9 protein-coding genes are annotated in these 14,278 nt (G+C 73.1%); 6 read left to right on the forward strand and 3 right to left on the reverse strand.

Annotated features, from left to right (window positions below; genetic code table 11):
• The first annotated feature begins 120 nt into the window (after nt 1–120).
• Nucleotides 121–1,224 (forward strand): pectinesterase family protein, encoded by a 1,104-nt coding sequence (locus tag ACQP2Y_RS20815; RefSeq protein WP_433730708.1) that lies wholly within the window; start codon nt 121–123, stop codon nt 1,222–1,224.
• Between the two features lie 151 nt (nt 1,225–1,375).
• Nucleotides 1,376–1,708 (forward strand): DUF7674 family protein, encoded by a 333-nt coding sequence (locus ACQP2Y_RS20820; protein WP_433730710.1) that lies wholly within the window; start codon nt 1,376–1,378, stop codon nt 1,706–1,708.
• Between the two features lie 128 nt (nt 1,709–1,836).
• Here ACQP2Y_RS20820 and ACQP2Y_RS20825 read toward each other — a convergent pair whose 3' ends face one another.
• Together ACQP2Y_RS20825 and ACQP2Y_RS20830 are read right to left on the reverse strand one after the other, a co-directional pair.
• Complete coding sequence (locus ACQP2Y_RS20825; protein WP_433730712.1) at nt 1,837–4,692, reverse strand: glycoside hydrolase family 3 C-terminal domain-containing protein; 2,856 nt, start codon at nt 4,690–4,692, stop codon at nt 1,837–1,839.
• Between the two features lie 299 nt (nt 4,693–4,991).
• Nucleotides 4,992–6,212 carry an ROK family transcriptional regulator gene (locus tag ACQP2Y_RS20830; protein WP_433730714.1) on the reverse strand — a complete coding sequence of 407 codons (1,221 nt, stop codon included), beginning with the start codon at nt 6,210–6,212 and terminating at the stop codon, nt 4,992–4,994.
• Nucleotides 6,213–6,397: 185 nt separating this feature from the next.
• Here ACQP2Y_RS20830 and ACQP2Y_RS20835 point away from each other — a divergent pair, with 185 nt between their 5' ends.
• Genes ACQP2Y_RS20835 through ACQP2Y_RS20845 form a run of 3 tightly spaced genes read left to right on the forward strand, consistent with a single transcriptional unit; the run spans nt 6,398 to nt 10,016 of the window.
• A complete protein-coding gene (locus ACQP2Y_RS20835) occupies nt 6,398–8,071 on the forward strand; it encodes an extracellular solute-binding protein (protein ID WP_433730716.1) in 1,674 nt (557 codons plus the stop codon).
• Nucleotides 8,068–9,096, forward strand: coding sequence for an ABC transporter permease (locus tag ACQP2Y_RS20840; RefSeq protein ID WP_433730718.1), 1,029 nt, complete (start codon nt 8,068–8,070; stop codon nt 9,094–9,096). Before ACQP2Y_RS20835 ends, ACQP2Y_RS20840 begins: the two co-directional genes overlap by 4 nt.
• Complete coding sequence (locus tag ACQP2Y_RS20845) at nt 9,093–10,016, forward strand: carbohydrate ABC transporter permease (protein WP_433730720.1); 924 nt, start codon at nt 9,093–9,095, stop codon at nt 10,014–10,016. The genes ACQP2Y_RS20840 and ACQP2Y_RS20845 overlap by 4 nt, the downstream gene beginning before the upstream one ends.
• Here ACQP2Y_RS20845 and ACQP2Y_RS20850 read toward each other — a convergent pair.
• A complete protein-coding gene (locus tag ACQP2Y_RS20850; RefSeq protein ID WP_433730722.1) occupies nt 10,006–12,183 on the reverse strand; it encodes a glycosyl hydrolase family 95 catalytic domain-containing protein in 2,178 nt (725 codons plus the stop codon). The two genes, ACQP2Y_RS20845 and ACQP2Y_RS20850, sit on opposite strands and share 11 nt — an antisense overlap.
• Nucleotides 12,184–12,231: 48 nt before the next feature.
• Here ACQP2Y_RS20850 and ACQP2Y_RS20855 point away from each other — a divergent pair, with 48 nt between their 5' ends.
• Nucleotides 12,232–14,262, forward strand: a complete 2,031-nt coding sequence (locus ACQP2Y_RS20855) for a beta-galactosidase (protein ID WP_433730724.1) — start codon at nt 12,232–12,234, stop codon at nt 14,260–14,262.
• The last annotated feature ends 16 nt before the right edge of the window (nt 14,263–14,278 follow it).

Here is a 14,278-nt window from a genome sequence, read left to right on the forward strand (position 1 = left end):
AGCCGGGCCAGGTGTCTCCTGGTCCGGCTCTCGCCCGTCCAGGCATTGACGGACGTGGCTGCGGCTTCTACGGTCGGCGGGAAAGCGCTTACCTGGAGCGCTCCTGCCGCAGGAGTCCGTATGGATCGCCGCACCCTGATCAGGCTCGCCGCCACCTCCGGCGCGGCGATCGCCGCCGGTTCCGTCGCCGGCGGGCACCCCGCGCAGGCCCGGCTCGCGCAGGTTGGGCCCGCGCAGGCCCGGCCCGCCCAGGCCCGCCCGGGCCTGCGGAGCACAGTGGCCGCGGATGGCAGCGGTGACTTCACCACGATCCAGGCGGCCGTGGATGCCGTGCCGGCGGGCAACGCCACCCGCTTCACCATCGACGTCGCCCCGGGCACCTACCACGGCCAGGTGATCATCCCCGCCGACCGGCCCAACATCCTGCTGCGCGGCCGCGGCCGGCGCCCGGAGCAGGTGGTGATCACCGACGACCGGGCCAACGGCACGCCGCGCCCCGAGGGCGGCACCTGGGGCACCTCGGGCAGCGCCTCCGTCACGGTGGACGGAGCCGGTTTCGCCGCCCGCAACCTGACCTTCTCGAACTCCTTCGACGAGGCCGCCCACCCGGAGATCACCGGACGCCAGGCGGTGGCCGTTCTGACCCGGGCCGACCGCCTCGAGTTCGACAACGTCCGCTTCCTCGGCAACCAGGACACGCTCTACCTGAACAGCCCGGCCGCCGACGTGCCCGCCCGGATCTACCTGCGGAGCTGCTACGTCGAGGGCGATGTGGACTTCATCTTCGGCCGCGGGACGGCCGCCTTCGACCGGTGCCGGATCCACTCGCTGGACCGCGGCTCGGCCACCAACAACGGCTACGTGACCGCGCCCAGCACGAGCGTGACCAACCCGTACGGCCTGCTCTTCGCGGGCTGCGCGTTCACCTCCGACGCCCCGCCGGCCAGCGTCTACCTGGGCCGGCCGTGGCACCCGAGCCAGGACCCGAACGCCATCGGCCAGACCGTCATCCGCGACTCCTGGCTGGGCGCGCACATCGGCGCGACCCCGTGGAGCGACTTCGGCACCTGGCCGTGGCGCGACGCCCGCTTCGCCGAGTACCACAACCGCGGGCCGGGCGCGCTGGTCACGCCGGACCGCCCGCAGCTGACCCGCGCCGAGGCGGCCGGCCTGACCATCGCGGCGTTCCTCGCCGGCACCGACGGCTGGTCCCCGAACTGCTGACCGGCACCGGCGAACCTGCGACGATCACGCCGGCGCCGGCGGCTGGTCTCCGCACTGCTGACCGGCACCGGCGGATCTGCGGCCATTACGCCGGCGCCGAAACGGGGGGATGGCGGCTGTGATAGCGGTCGAGGAGTTCATCGAGGCCTTGGTGACGCGATTTCCGGCGTTCCGCCCGTGGTACGAGGAGCACCTGCGGGATCTCGGTGAGCTGCTGCCGCACGTGGTCTTCGGCATCGGTGAGGGGCTCACCGATCAGATCGTGGACGCCTACCGGCGCGGCGAGGACGCCGCGCTGGACTGGCGCGGCGTGCTGGAGTTCCTCGACGCCCACTTCGGCCGCGGCGACCGGAGGATCGACGAGGTGCTGGTGACGGACTTCCTGCTGGGGCTGCCCGGGCCAGGCCGACCGGGCCACGAACTGATCGGGGAACTGCCCGAACGCCTGCGCGAGAGGTTCGACCTCATCCGTCCCTCAGGTTGAGCAACCTCAGGTCAGCCTCCTCAGCCCCAGGTCAGGATCCGCTCGTTCACGCCAGGGCAGCCCACCCATCCGTGCGGCCACCGCGGGGATTTCCCGCGGCGGCCGCGCTCACCTAGCGGCCGGACCGCTCACCCCACCGGACTGAACCGCACCCCGCTCAGCCGGGCCCCGGCGCTCGGGAAGACGAGATAGAGGTCGCGCCGCCCGGTCGCCCCGGCCAGCGGCGCGGCCACCTCGATCCAGTCGTGCCGGCCGGCCGTCGCGGGCACGTCCAGCACGGCGGCGACCGGCCCGGACAGCGGTTCGTCGAGCCGCACCTCGATCCGGGCGCCCGGGCCGGCCGCCGCCGTCGCCGCGGTGATCCGGTGTCCGCCCGCGCCGAAGTCGACGCGGTCGAAGGCCAGCCAGGCGCCGTCGCGCAGGGCCACCACCGCGTCGCCGCGCTGCGGGCCCTCGTCGGTCAGGGCCGTGCCGAACTCGCCGTCGCGGCTCGCCGCCCGCAGCGCGTCGCCGCCGGCCCGTCGTTCGGGCAGGACCTCGCCGTGCACGGTCAGGGTCGCGGTCGCCGTGATGTCGGTGCAGGAGCGGCCGGCGAGGATCGAGTGCCGGGCCGCCTCGACCACCGGCCGTTCCCCGACCACGTCGTAGAACGCCAGGTCGTCCACGCGCAGCGGCATCGTCACGGTGGCGCGCTCACCGGGCGCCAGCCGGACCCGCCGGAAGCCCCGCAACTGGCGCAGCGGCTGCTTGTCCCGGGACCGGCGTTGCCGGGTGTAGAACTGCACGACCTCGGTGCCGGGCCGCTCGCCCACGTTGACGACGTCGACGCTGACCTCCACCTGCTCACCCGGCGCCGCCTGCTCGGCACTCAGCCGCAGGTCGTGGTGCTCAAAACGGGTGTAGCCCAGCCCGTGCCCGAACGGGTACAGCGGCCGGCCCCGGAAGTACAGGTACGTCGCGTCGCTGCCGATGATGTCGTAGTCGAGCAGGTCCGGCAGTTCGTCGGCGCCGCGGTACCAGGTCTGCGGCAGCCGGCCGGTCGGCTCCACCGGCTCACCGTCCGGCGTCTCGCCGAGCAGCACGTCGGCCAGCGCGGCCCCGAACTCCTGACCGCCGTGCGCCGACCACACCAGCGCCGGCAGGTGCTCCTGCGCCCAGCCCACCGCGTACGGGTAACTGCTCGTCAGCACCAGCACGGTCCGCGGGTTGGCCGCCCGTACGGCCCGCAGCAACGCCTCCTGCCGCGGGGGCAGCGCCAGGTCGATCCGGTCCTCGGTCTCGCGCCCGGCCACCATCGGATGGTTGCCCAGCAGCACCAGCGCCACGTCCGCGTCCCGGGCCAGCGCCGCGGCGGCCGCCACCCCGTCCTCGGCGAGCTCCAGCGTGAAGGCGGTGGCGGTGTCCTCGGTGGCGGCGTCCGCGCGCAGCACGCCGTCGGGGCCGGCCGCGACGTACCGGTTGCTCGCCAGGTGCCGCAGCACCACCGCGTCCCGGTGCCGGATCGGCTCGAAGGTCTCCCGGACCACCCACTCGCCCGGTTCCGGCCGGTCGTTGACCAGCACGCCGTTCTCGTCGGCCCGCACGTACCGCCGGTTGGCGGCGGCGCGCAGCGTGATGGTGCCGCCGCCCCAGTCGAGAAGGTCGAATCCGGCCGCCAGGCCCGTGGTCGTCTCACCGACCCGCAGCGGGGCGCCGTCCGGACCGTCGCCCGCGAGCACCGTCCCGGTGGCGGTCCGCAGCCGTACCCGGTCGACGCCCTCCGCGGTGCGCACGTTCTGCTCGCCGAGGCGGTCGGCCAGGCCGGCGCGGGCCGTCACCGCGTACGGCAGGGTGCCGCTGTACCAGTCCGCCAGCACGGTGTCGGCCAGTGGCCCGAGCACCGCGATCGTCCCGTCCTGCGCCAGCGGCAGCACCGCGTCGCTGTTCTTGAGCAGCACGACACTGCTCCGGGCCGCCTCCCGGGCGAGCCGCTGGTGCTCGACACAGTTGACCACTTCGGCGGTCGTGGCCGCGTACGGGTTGGGCCCCTCCGGGTCGAACTCGCCCAGCCGGAACCGGACCGCCAGGATGTGCCCGGCCGCCGCGTCCACGTCGGACCCGGTGAGCAGGCCTCGCTCCAGCGCCTCGTGCAGCCGTTCCAGGGTCGCCGTGGCGTCCTCGGTGAAGCAGTCGACCCCGGCGCGCAACGCGGCGGCGAACGCGGCCGCGTGGTCGCTCAGGTAGCCCTGCTCACCGGCGAGATTGCTGCACGCGTACGCGTCACCCACGACCAGCACGTCGTCGGCCGTCCAGGTGCGCAGCTCGTCGGCCAGCAACGGGCTCAGATGCGTCGGCCGCCCGTTGACCAGGTTGTACGACGCCATGACAGCGACCGCCGCGCCGCTGGCGATGGGCTCGCGGAAGGCCGGCAGCTCGTACTCGTGCAGCACGCGCGGAGGCAGGTCGCTCGACGTGAGGTGCCGCTCGGTCTCGTTGTTGTAGCCCAGGAAGTGCTTGAGCGTCGGCGCGGTCCGCAGGTAGCGCGGGTCGTCGCCGCGCAGCCCCCGGGCGTACGCGCCGCCCAGTACGCCGGTGAGCCAGGGGTCCTCGGCGTACCCCTCCTCGTTGCGGCCCCAGCGCGGGTCCCGCAGCGGGTTGACCACCGGGGCCCAGACGTTGAGGCCCACGCCCGCCGGGTCCTTGTGGTGCAGTCCGCGCACCTCGTCGCCGACCGCCGCGCCGACCCGGCGCACCAGCTCCGGGTCCCAGCTGCTGCCCAGCCCGACGGACTGCGGGAAGACGGTGGCCTCGCCGAGCCAGGCGACCCCGTGCAGGGCCTCGGTCCCGGTGCGGAACGGGCCGACGCCGAGGCGGGGGACCGGGGCCTGGTGCTGGTGCAGCAGCGCCACCTTCTCCGGCAGGGTCAGCCGGCTGAGCAGGTCGGTGACCCGGTCGGCCAGCGGCCGCCCCGGGTCCTGAAACGTGCCGCGGACCGAGTCGGCCATAGCTGGGCCTCTTTTTGCCATGCCCTCGTGGCCCTCGCCTGCGAGGCCGCGGCGCGGTGCGGCTGGTTGCCGCTCGGTGCAGTCGGTCATGGCGGTAGTTCTCCTCGGCGTGGGATCGAGGCGTTGCCGGCCAGGCCGTGGCTGCGGCCTGGCCGTCGAAGCGCTTCGATGAGGATCCGGAAAAGGCTCCGCCGGGACCAGGGATTACATCCGTGTTACGGCGGAGCCTTCTGAGGTTGGCACCAGGCATCGACGCCGGTCAAGAGGTACGGCGAGATCTGTCGATGCCCGGCGGGCGCTCACGCCGCCGGGGCCGGCAGCTTCCCCGCCTCGAGCCGGTCCAGCGCGAGCATCGCGCCGCCCAGCGCCGCCCCGTCCGGGTGCAGTGTGGACGCGGTGACCCGGCAGCCGATCTCGCCCGGCGCGCGGGACGCCAGCTCGGTCTCCACCGCCGGCAGCAGCCACGGCGCGAGCGTGGCGAAGCTGCCGCCGAGCACCACGACCTGCGGATCGAGCAGCTCGGCCAGCATCGCCACGCCGCGGCCGAGCAGCGTGCCGATCTCGGTCAGGGCCTTGACGACGTGGGCGTCGCCGTTGCCGGCCAGCGCCGTGATCCGTTCCAGCTCCGGGGCGAAGTCGACGATCGGGCCGTCCTGCGCGGTGTCCGGCAGTGCGTGGCGGACCAGCGCCGGCAATCCCGCGACGGCCTCCAGGCACCCCTGCCGCCCGCACCGGCAGATCGGGCCGGTGCAGTCGACCTGGAGGTGACCGGCCTGCCCGGCGAAACCGCGCGAGCCCCGCAGCGCCCGGCCGTCGGCGACGATGCCGGCGCCGATCTCGACACCGCCGATCAGGGCCAGCAGATTCGGGGTGTCGGCGTCGGCACCGCCCCGATACTCCGCCAGCGCCGCCAGGTTGGCCGCGCTGTCGATGACCACCTCGAACTCGGGGTGGCGCAGGCCGCGCTCCAGGGCCGCGCCCAGGTCCAGCTCCGCGCGGCCGAGATGCGGCGCGAACCGGACCCCGCCGCCGGGCGCGACCATCCCGGGCGCGGCGACGGTCAGCCCCAGCACCCTGCGCTCCTGGGCTGCCATCTTCGCCACCACCCGGCCGGCCAGCGCCGCGACGGCGGCCTCGGCCCGCCCGGGTGTGCCGTCCAGCCCGGGGTACGCCCGCCGCCACGTCAGCAGCCGCTCGCCGGTGAGATCGACCGCGATCGCCACCAGATGGTCCGCGGCCACCTCGATGCCGATGGCCGCGTACGGCCGGCTCTGCAGGGTCAGCATCGACGCCGGCCGGCCGATCCTGTTCTCGGTCAGGCCGGTCTCGCGCAGCAGGCGCCGTTCCAGCAGGTCGGTGACCAGGCTGGAGACGGTCGCCTTGTTGAGGCCCGTGGACGCGGCGATGTCCGCCCGCGAACAGGGCGCATGGGTCCGGACGAACCGCAGCACGACGGCCAGGTTCGTCGTTCTCACGTCGGACAGGTCCGCCGGCCGCGTCATGCCGTGCGTACTGATCACGTCTGTCCTGCCTCTCGCCGCCGGCCTTCCCCGGCCGGCCCGTTCATCATGCCGCACCGCCCCGGCACCGGGCGCGGGCAGCTCTTGTGGGTCCATCGACGGTCGGCTAATTTGTTTGGCTACAAGCTAAACAAACTCTAGCGGGAGGCCGTCGCTCCCGTCGACCGTTTATCGAGGAGCACGTCGTGACACCACCCACGGGTCCCTCCGCCGACCGCCGGGGCTTCCTGAGCCTGCTCGGCCTCGGCGCCGTCGCCGTCGCGAGCGGGGGCACGCTGGCCGGCTGCGGCGACAAAGCCACCCGCGGTGGCGCCACGCAGAACCTGGACAAGCTGGCCGCCCTGATCCCGGAGCAGAAGGCGTTCCCCGGGATGCCCCAGCCCGACATCAAGGGCACCCGGCCGGTCCCGGACGGCTTCACCAAGTACCCGGCCGAGCTGGTCGACGCCATTGCCGAGAAGCCCGGCACCGGGGGACCGGCGATCCGGGCGATGGTCCCGGTCTGGGGGCCCGCGCCGCCGTCGGGCAAGAGCAACTCCTACCTGACCGCGATCAACGCCGAGCTCGGCGCGACCGTCGACTTCAGCGCGCAGGACGGCCTGGCCTACGCCGACAAGCTGGGCGCGATCCTGGGCGCCCGGGACGTGCCCGACCTGCTCTGCGTGCCGAACTGGGAGGTCGAGAAGCTTGCCCGGTTCAGTGACGCGGTCGGCGCGCTCTTCGAGGACCTCACGCCGTACCTGCAGGGCAGCGCGGTGCAGGCGTATCCCATGCTGGCCACGTTCCCGGCCGGGGCCTGGCGCGAGTCGTGCTGGAACGGGCGGCTGATGGCCGTGCCGAACCCGACCGACGGCCCGTTCCCGTGGGCCCTCTTCCAGCGCAAGGACCTGCTGGACAAGGCCGGGCTGACCGCGCCGAAGAGCATCGACGAGCTGTTCGCCGTCGGCAAGGAGGTGACCAACCCGGGCAAGGGCGTCTGGGCGTACTCCGACATCTTCGCCATGGTGCAGATGTTCCACAAAGCCCCGGGCACCGAGGAGGGCTGGCGGCTCAAGGCCGACGGCACGCCCGAGTTCAAGTACGAGACGCCCGAGTTCCGGCAGGCCGCCGAGGTCATGGCCCGGCTCTACAAGGCCGGCTACGTGCACCCTGACATCGTGGCCAGCAAGGGCGCCGACGCCAAGCAGCTGCTGCAGAGCGGCAAGATCCTGTTCCACCAGGACGGCCCGGGCATGTGGCAGCCGATGCAGGCCGAGCAGCAGAAGATCACGCCGGGCTTCAACATCCAGCCGGTCCCGCTCTTCTCCGCCACCGGCGGCGACCCGCTGGCGTGGGGCGACGACGAGCCGATCTCGTACCTGTTCATCAAGAAGGGCCTCGGCAAGGCGCGGGTCGAGGAGCTGCTGCGCATCATCAACTGGTGCTCCGCCCCGTTCGGCACCAAGGAGTTCGACCTGCGGGAGTTCGGCGTCGCCGGCAAGCACCACACCCGCGACGCGGCCGGCCCGGTGAAGACCGAGCTGGGCTTCAAGGAGATCCAGAACCAGTACTTCTTCATCAGCGGCCGCAGCCCGGTGCTGCCGCCGTACCCGCAGACCCCGCAGTTCGTGCCGCAGGTGCTGGAGTACTCCAACGAGACGGTCAAGTACCTGGAGAAGGACCCGTGGGACGGCCTCAAGTTCGAGTTCCCGGCCAAGTTCAAGGCGGCCAACGTGCCCACCCAGGACAAGATCACCGACATCGTCCGGGGCCGGCGCCCGCTGAGCGACCTCGACACGGTGGTCAAGGAGTGGCGCGCGGCCGGTGGTGACGAGGCCCGCCAGATGCTCGCCACGGCCCTGGCCGACGCCGGTAAATGAGCGCCGATCAGGCCAGCCGGCCGGCTCCCGCACTGCCACCGGAGCCGGCCGGGTCACCCCGGCCACCGCGCGACCGTCCGGCTGCCCGGCCGCGGCGCTCACCATTGCGCGCCCGGCTGCGCCGCGACTGGCCGCTGCTGGCCATGGTCGCGCCGGGCGCCGTGGTCCTGCTGCTCTTCCACTACCTGCCCGTGCTCGGCAACATCGTGGCGTTCCAGGACTACAACCCGTACCTGGGCGACGATGCGCTGCAGGCGCTGATCTCGAGCCCGTTCGTCGGCCTGGACAACTTCCGCGACCTGTTCGCCGAACCGGCGTTCTGGGACGCGCTGTGGAACACGCTGTCCATCACCGCGTTCCAGCTGGTCTTCTTCTTCCCGCTGCCGATCGCCCTGGCGATCCTGCTCAACAGCATCCTGTCGCGGCGGCTGCGCGGCTTCGTGCAGACCGTGGTCTACCTGCCGCACTTCTTCAGCTGGGTGCTGGTGGTGACCTTCTTCGTGCAGATGCTCGGCGGCGCCGGGCTGCTGTCGCAGGAGCTGCGCGACGCGGGCATCAATCCGCCGGAGATCATGTCGAACCCGGACACCTTCATCGTGCTGGTGACCGCCGAGGCGGTCTGGAAGGACCTGGGCTGGGGCACGATCGTCTTTCTGGCCGCGCTGGCCGCGGTCGACCCCAACCTGTACGAGGCGTCGGCCGTGGACGGCGCCGGCCGCTGGCGCCGGCTGTGGCACATCACCCTGCCCAGCCTGCGACCGGTGATCGTGCTGCTGCTCATCCTGCGGCTGGGTGACGCCCTGTCGGTCGGCTTCGAACAGTTCATGCTGCAGCGGGACGCGGTCGGCCGGCAGGCCGCCGAGGTGCTCGACACCTTCGTCTACCACCAGTCCATCGCCACCGGAGACTACGGCTTCGGCGCCGCCGCCGGCCTGTTCAAGGCGATGGTCGGGCTGGTGCTGATCCTGGCCGCCAACAAGGTCGCCCACATGCTCGGCGAACGGGGGGTGTACTCGCGATCATGACCGCGACCACGAATCTGCGCGCGTCCCGCCGCCGGCATCCCGAACGGCCGGCCTGGGAGGAGGATCCCGGGATCGCCGGCCAGACCGCCAAGGGGGTGGTGCTGACGGCTGTCGTGCTGGCCGTGCTGGTGCCGCTGTGGGTGGTGCTGGTGACCAGTCTGTCGTCGCGAGAGACCATCAACGCTGCCGGTGGCCTGGTGGTGGTGCCACGCGGGCTCGACTTCTCGGCGTACCGGATCATCTTCTCCGGTGGGCAGATCAGCAAGGCGCTGCTGATCAGCACCCTGGTCACCGTGGTCGGCACGGCGTTCAGCCTGGTCCTGACCGTGCTGGCCGCCTACGGCCTGTCCCGGCCCGGCTCGGTGCTGCACCGCGGCCTGCTCTTCTACTTCCTGCTGACCTTCCTGATCTATCCCGGGCTGGTGCCGAGCTATCTCGTGGTCACCGGACTCGGCCTCAAGGACAGCCTGTGGTCGCTGATCCTGCCGGGGGCGGTCAGCGTGTTCAATCTCGTGGTGGTCCGGGCGTTCTTCCAGAACATCCCGGGTGAGCTGCTCGACAGCGCCCGGATCGACGGAGCGGGGGAGTTCCGCATCCTGGTCCGGATCGTGCTGCCGCTGTCGCGGGCGGTGGTCGCGGTGGTGGGCCTGTTCTACGCGGTCGGCTACTGGAACATCTGGTTCAACGCGCTGCTCTATATCGACGACAACGAGAAGTTCCCGATCCAGCGGATCCTGCAGAGCTACATCCTGGCCGGGCAGGCCCCGCAGACCTCGGGTGCGGTGGGGGTCGCCCTGCCACCCACCCTGGCGATCAAGATGGCCGTGGTGGTGGTGACCGTGGCCCCGATCGCCCTGGTCTACCCGTTCGTGCAGCGGCACTTCACCCGGGGCGTGATCGTCGGAGCGGTCAAGGGCTGAGCAGGACCGTCACCGGCTGCCCGGGCGGCAGCGACAGCGTCACCTGCGGCGCCCCGCCGATCGTCATCCCCGGCGGGGCGCCCACGACGACCCGGGTGCGCTCGGCCGCCCACAGCACCGCCCGCGCCCGGCCCGGCGCCCAGCTCAGCTCCCGGACCCGGATCGCGTCGCGGGCGGCGAGCCCGGTGACCCGGCCCCGCGGCCAGGCCCCGGGCAGCGCCGGCAGCAGGTCCAGCCGGCCGTGCGCCGAACGGACGAGCATCGCGCCGACGACCGCGGGCAGGCCACCGGCGATGTCCACGTTGAACAGGGCGTCCCGGTTGTGGGTGGGCACCAGGTTTTCCCGCCAGTAGCGGCCGGCCATCGTCACCACCGTGTCGTAGGCCTCCTCGGCCAGCCCCAGCGCGGCCGCTGCCAGTCCGAGCTGCGCCAGCCCGTACCCCATCTCGTCGGACTCCGCGCCGGCCCACCAGGCCAGCCGGCTCCGCACGGTGGCCACCGCGGCCGCGCGCAACACCGGATCCTCGGTGATCAGCGGATCCGGCTCGTACCAGAGCGGCCACAGGTGCGACGCGTGCCGGTGCGCGGGCTGATCGTCGAGCCCGTCGTGGCACCACTCGGCCAGCAACCCGTCCGCGACGCGATAGCCGGGCAGCGCCGCGAGCAGCGATCGCCACGCCGGCGCGGCCGGGTCGTCGGCGGCGTAACGCAACAGGTTGCCCAGCAGGTCGCGGACCACCGCGACGTCCATGGTGGCGTTGACGCAGGCCTGCGAACCGGTCGAGGCGGGCGCGTTCTCCGGCGAGTACGACGGGCTGAACAGCGCGGTGCCGTCGCGCACCGGCACGAAGTCGAGGTAGAAGTCGGCGGCCTCGCGCAGGAACGGCAGCGCCCGATCCCGCAGGAACTCGCGGTCGCCGGTGTAACGCCAGTAGTCGACGTAGAGCCGGCTCATCCAGGCCGCGCCGGCGGTCCAGAACGTCTGGCACCACACCGGGCCGAAATGGTTCTGCCGCCCGTGGGTGGACAGGTGCACCGGGGTCAGCAGGCCGCGGGCGCCGTACAGCCGGCGGGCGTTGTGGCGCAGGTCGTCGCGGTGGGCCTCGAGCAGGTCGAAAACCGGAAGCAGCAGCTCGGGGGTCGCGGTGGGCAGCAATGCGGCGACCGCGGCGGGCAGGTTGCCGTCCAGCGTGTACCCGCTGGACCACGGTGGCGTCCAGCTGCCGCTCCACACGCCCTGCAGCGTCGGGGGCAGCTCGCCGGTGCTGCTGACAACGGCGTACCGGCCGGCCTCGAACAGTCGCTCCACCAGGGCCGGACCCACCGGCTGGGCCAGCAGCCGGGCCGCGGGGGCGGCCCGGTCGGCGGGATCCCCGGCCAGATCGAGGTGTACGCGGCCCATCAGCTCGCCGTGCACGGCCCGGTGCGCGTCGAGCAACGTGTCGAAGTCACCCCGCACGTCCGGGTCGGGCCTGCCCGGCAGCAGCGTCCGGATGACCAGGGTGGCGTCCGACCGCACCACCGAGCCGTCGACGTCGCCCGCCAGCGTCCGGCAGCGCACCCGGTAGCCGGTCAGGGCGCCGGGCCACGTCGCGTCGAACTCGGCCGTCAGCAGGATGCCGTCCGCGCCGGAGTCGGTGCGGGCCCGGACCGGGCGCGGTGGCGCGCCTTCGATCAGGCCCAGCGCCAGGCTGCCGGAGAAGCCGCCGGTCGCCGACAGCCGGACCACGATCGCGTCAGCCGGGCGCGAGGCGAAGACCTCCACCCGCGTCTCGCCGAGCTCGTCCCAGCAGCGCAGGACGACCAGGCCGGTGGCTGGATCGACGCTGCGCTCGAGGTTCGCGGCCGGGTGGTGGGGGCGCACGGTGAGCGTCGCGGCGCCGACCAGGGGATCGATCCAGACCGTGTCCGTGTACGCGGGTTCGCCGGCCGCCGCGCGCTCGCACACCTCCTGGGCTGCCCGCGCGTACTGACCCTGGTCGAGAAGGTCCCGCAGGTGCGGCAGGATCGTCGCGGTGTCCGGGGCCGGCAGGGGTGCCCGCAGCGGCAGGAACAGCCGTTCGTGCGAGACGGTCAGCCGGATCTCGGCCGGGGTGCCCCAGCAGAGCGCGCCCTGCCGCCCGTTGCCGGTCACCAGCGCGTGCTCCCAATTGACAGCCTCCCGCACCGGCCCTAGTTTGGCGTGAATCCCAACAAACGACAAGCGGGGAGCGGCATGCCGGGGCTGCTGTACGGCGGGGACTACAACCCCGAGCAATGGCCGGCCGGCGTGCAGGCGGAGGACGCCGAGCTGATGCGCCGGGCCCGGGTGACCACCGCGACCGTGGGCGTCTTCGCCTGGTCGAAACTGGAGCCGGCGCCGGGCCGCTACGACTTCGGCTGGCTCGACGAGGTGCTCGACCGCCTGGCCGCCCACGGCGTCGGCGTGGCCCTGGCCACTCCCACCGCGTCCCCACCACCGTGGTTCAGTCTCGCCCACCCCGAGGCGCTGCCGGTCAATGCCGACGCGGTACGGCTCAGCCACAGCAGCCGCGACACGTACTGCGCGAGCGCACCGGCGTACCGCACGGCCGCCCGCCGCATCGCCGCCGCGCTGGGCGAGCACTACCGCGGCCACCCCGCGCTGGCGATGTGGCACGTGCACAACGAGTACGGCACCACCTGCCACTGCGACCTGACAGCCGAAGCTTTCCGGGTCTGGCTGCGGGGGCGCTACGAAGGACTGGACCAGCTCAACGACGCCTGGACGACGGCGTTCTGGGGCCAGCACTACACCGACTGGGCGCAGATCCGGCCGCCCCGGCGCACCCAGTACCTGCCCAACCCGGCCCAGGTGCTGGACTTCCGCCGCTTCACCTCCGACGAGCTGCTGGCCGCGTACACCGAGCAGCGCGACTTGCTGCGCGCCGCGACGCCCGGCGTGCCGGTGACGACAAACTTCGTCCTCGGCGGATGGGTGCCGGTCAACCACGCCCGCTGGGCCCGCGAGGTGGACCTGGTCGCCATCGACCACTACCCGTCGGAGCCCGGGATGGCCGCGGAGGAACAGGCGGCGTTCGCGGCCGACCTGGCCCGCGGCTGGGCCCGGCAGAGCCCGGGCGGACCGCACTGGCTGCTGATGGAGACAGCGCCGAACCTCATCTACACCGCGGACCGGATGCATACCAAGGAACCGGGACGGATGGCCCGGCAGAGCCTGGCCGCCGTGGCCCGGGGATCGCGGGGCGCGCTGTTCTTCCAGTGGCGAGCGCCGCGCGGCGGGGCCGAGCTGTTCCATTCCGCGCTGGTGCCGCACGCGGGACCGGACAGCCGGGTGTACCGCGAGGCGGTCGCGCTGGGCGAGGCCCTGGACCGGATCGGCGAGACGGCCGAGGGAACGGTGGAAGCACGGGTGGCGATCGGGTACGACGAGCCGTCGGCGTGGGCGCTGCAGGGGGCGGGGTTGCCCTCCAACCGGCTGGACCACGCCGAGGAGGCGCAGCGCGCGCACCGGGCTTTGTGGCGGCGGCGGATCGTCTGTGACGTGATCGGTGTGTGGGAGGGGCTGTCGGCGTACCGGATGCTGGTCCTGCCCGGGCACTACCTGATGACCGACGGCCAGGCGGCGGAGCTGCGGGCCTGGGTCGAGGCGGGTGGGCATCTGGTGGTCACCTACCTGACCGGGATCGCCGATGAGCATGCGCGGGTGCGGACCGGCGGCTATCCGGGGGCGCTGCGGGAGCTGCTCGGGGTCCGGGTGGAGGAGTTCCATCCACTCGGCCCGGACGACCGCGTAGCGCTCACCCCGGCGACCTCCGGCGACCTCTGGCCGGCGGCGACCGGGGATCTGTGGAGTGAAACCGTGCACCTCGCCGGGGCGCACGCCCTTCTCCGGTACGCGGGTGGTGTCCTCGACGGCCTGCCCGCCGTCACGCGGCACGCGGCCGGGGACGGCATGGCCTACTACGTCTCCACCCGCCTCGATCCGGAGGCGTATGGGCACCTGCTGGCCACGGTGGCCGCGTCGGCCGGCGCCGGGCCCGAGCAGTCCGGCCTGCCGTCCGGGGTGGAGGCGGTGCGCCGGCAGGCCGGTGACCGATCGTGGTTGTTCCTGCTGAATCACACCGGCGACGAGCACGAGGTGCCCGCCACCGGCGTCGATCTGCTGACCGGCACGGCCGTGACCGACGCGATCCGGCTGCCGGCCGGCGGGGCCGCGCTCATCCGCCAGGCCCGACCCGATGTCGGGCCCCTGCCCGCTGGCTGATCGCGCCGGGCCGCGG

It is taken from the genome of Actinoplanes sp. CA-051413, from assembly GCF_050955795.1.
Taxonomy (GTDB): Bacteria; Actinomycetota; Actinomycetes; order Mycobacteriales; family Micromonosporaceae; genus Actinoplanes.

Bases quoted from the DNA above. Each gene is read 5' to 3' on its own strand.
- ACQP2Y_RS20840 (WP_433730718.1), top strand. From the start codon at position 8,068: ATGAGCGCCGATCAGGCCAGCCGGCCGGCTCCCGCACTGCCACCGGAG.
- ACQP2Y_RS20845 (WP_433730720.1), top strand. From the start codon at position 9,093: ATGACCGCGACCACGAATCTGCGCGCGTCCCGCCGCCGGCATCCCGAA.
- ACQP2Y_RS20815 (WP_433730708.1), top strand. From the start codon at position 121: ATGGATCGCCGCACCCTGATCAGGCTCGCCGCCACCTCCGGCGCGGCG.
- ACQP2Y_RS20825 (WP_433730712.1), bottom strand. From the start codon at position 4,692: ATGGCCGACTCGGTCCGCGGCACGTTTCAGGACCCGGGGCGGCCGCTG.
- ACQP2Y_RS20855 (WP_433730724.1), top strand. From the start codon at position 12,232: ATGCCGGGGCTGCTGTACGGCGGGGACTACAACCCCGAGCAATGGCCG.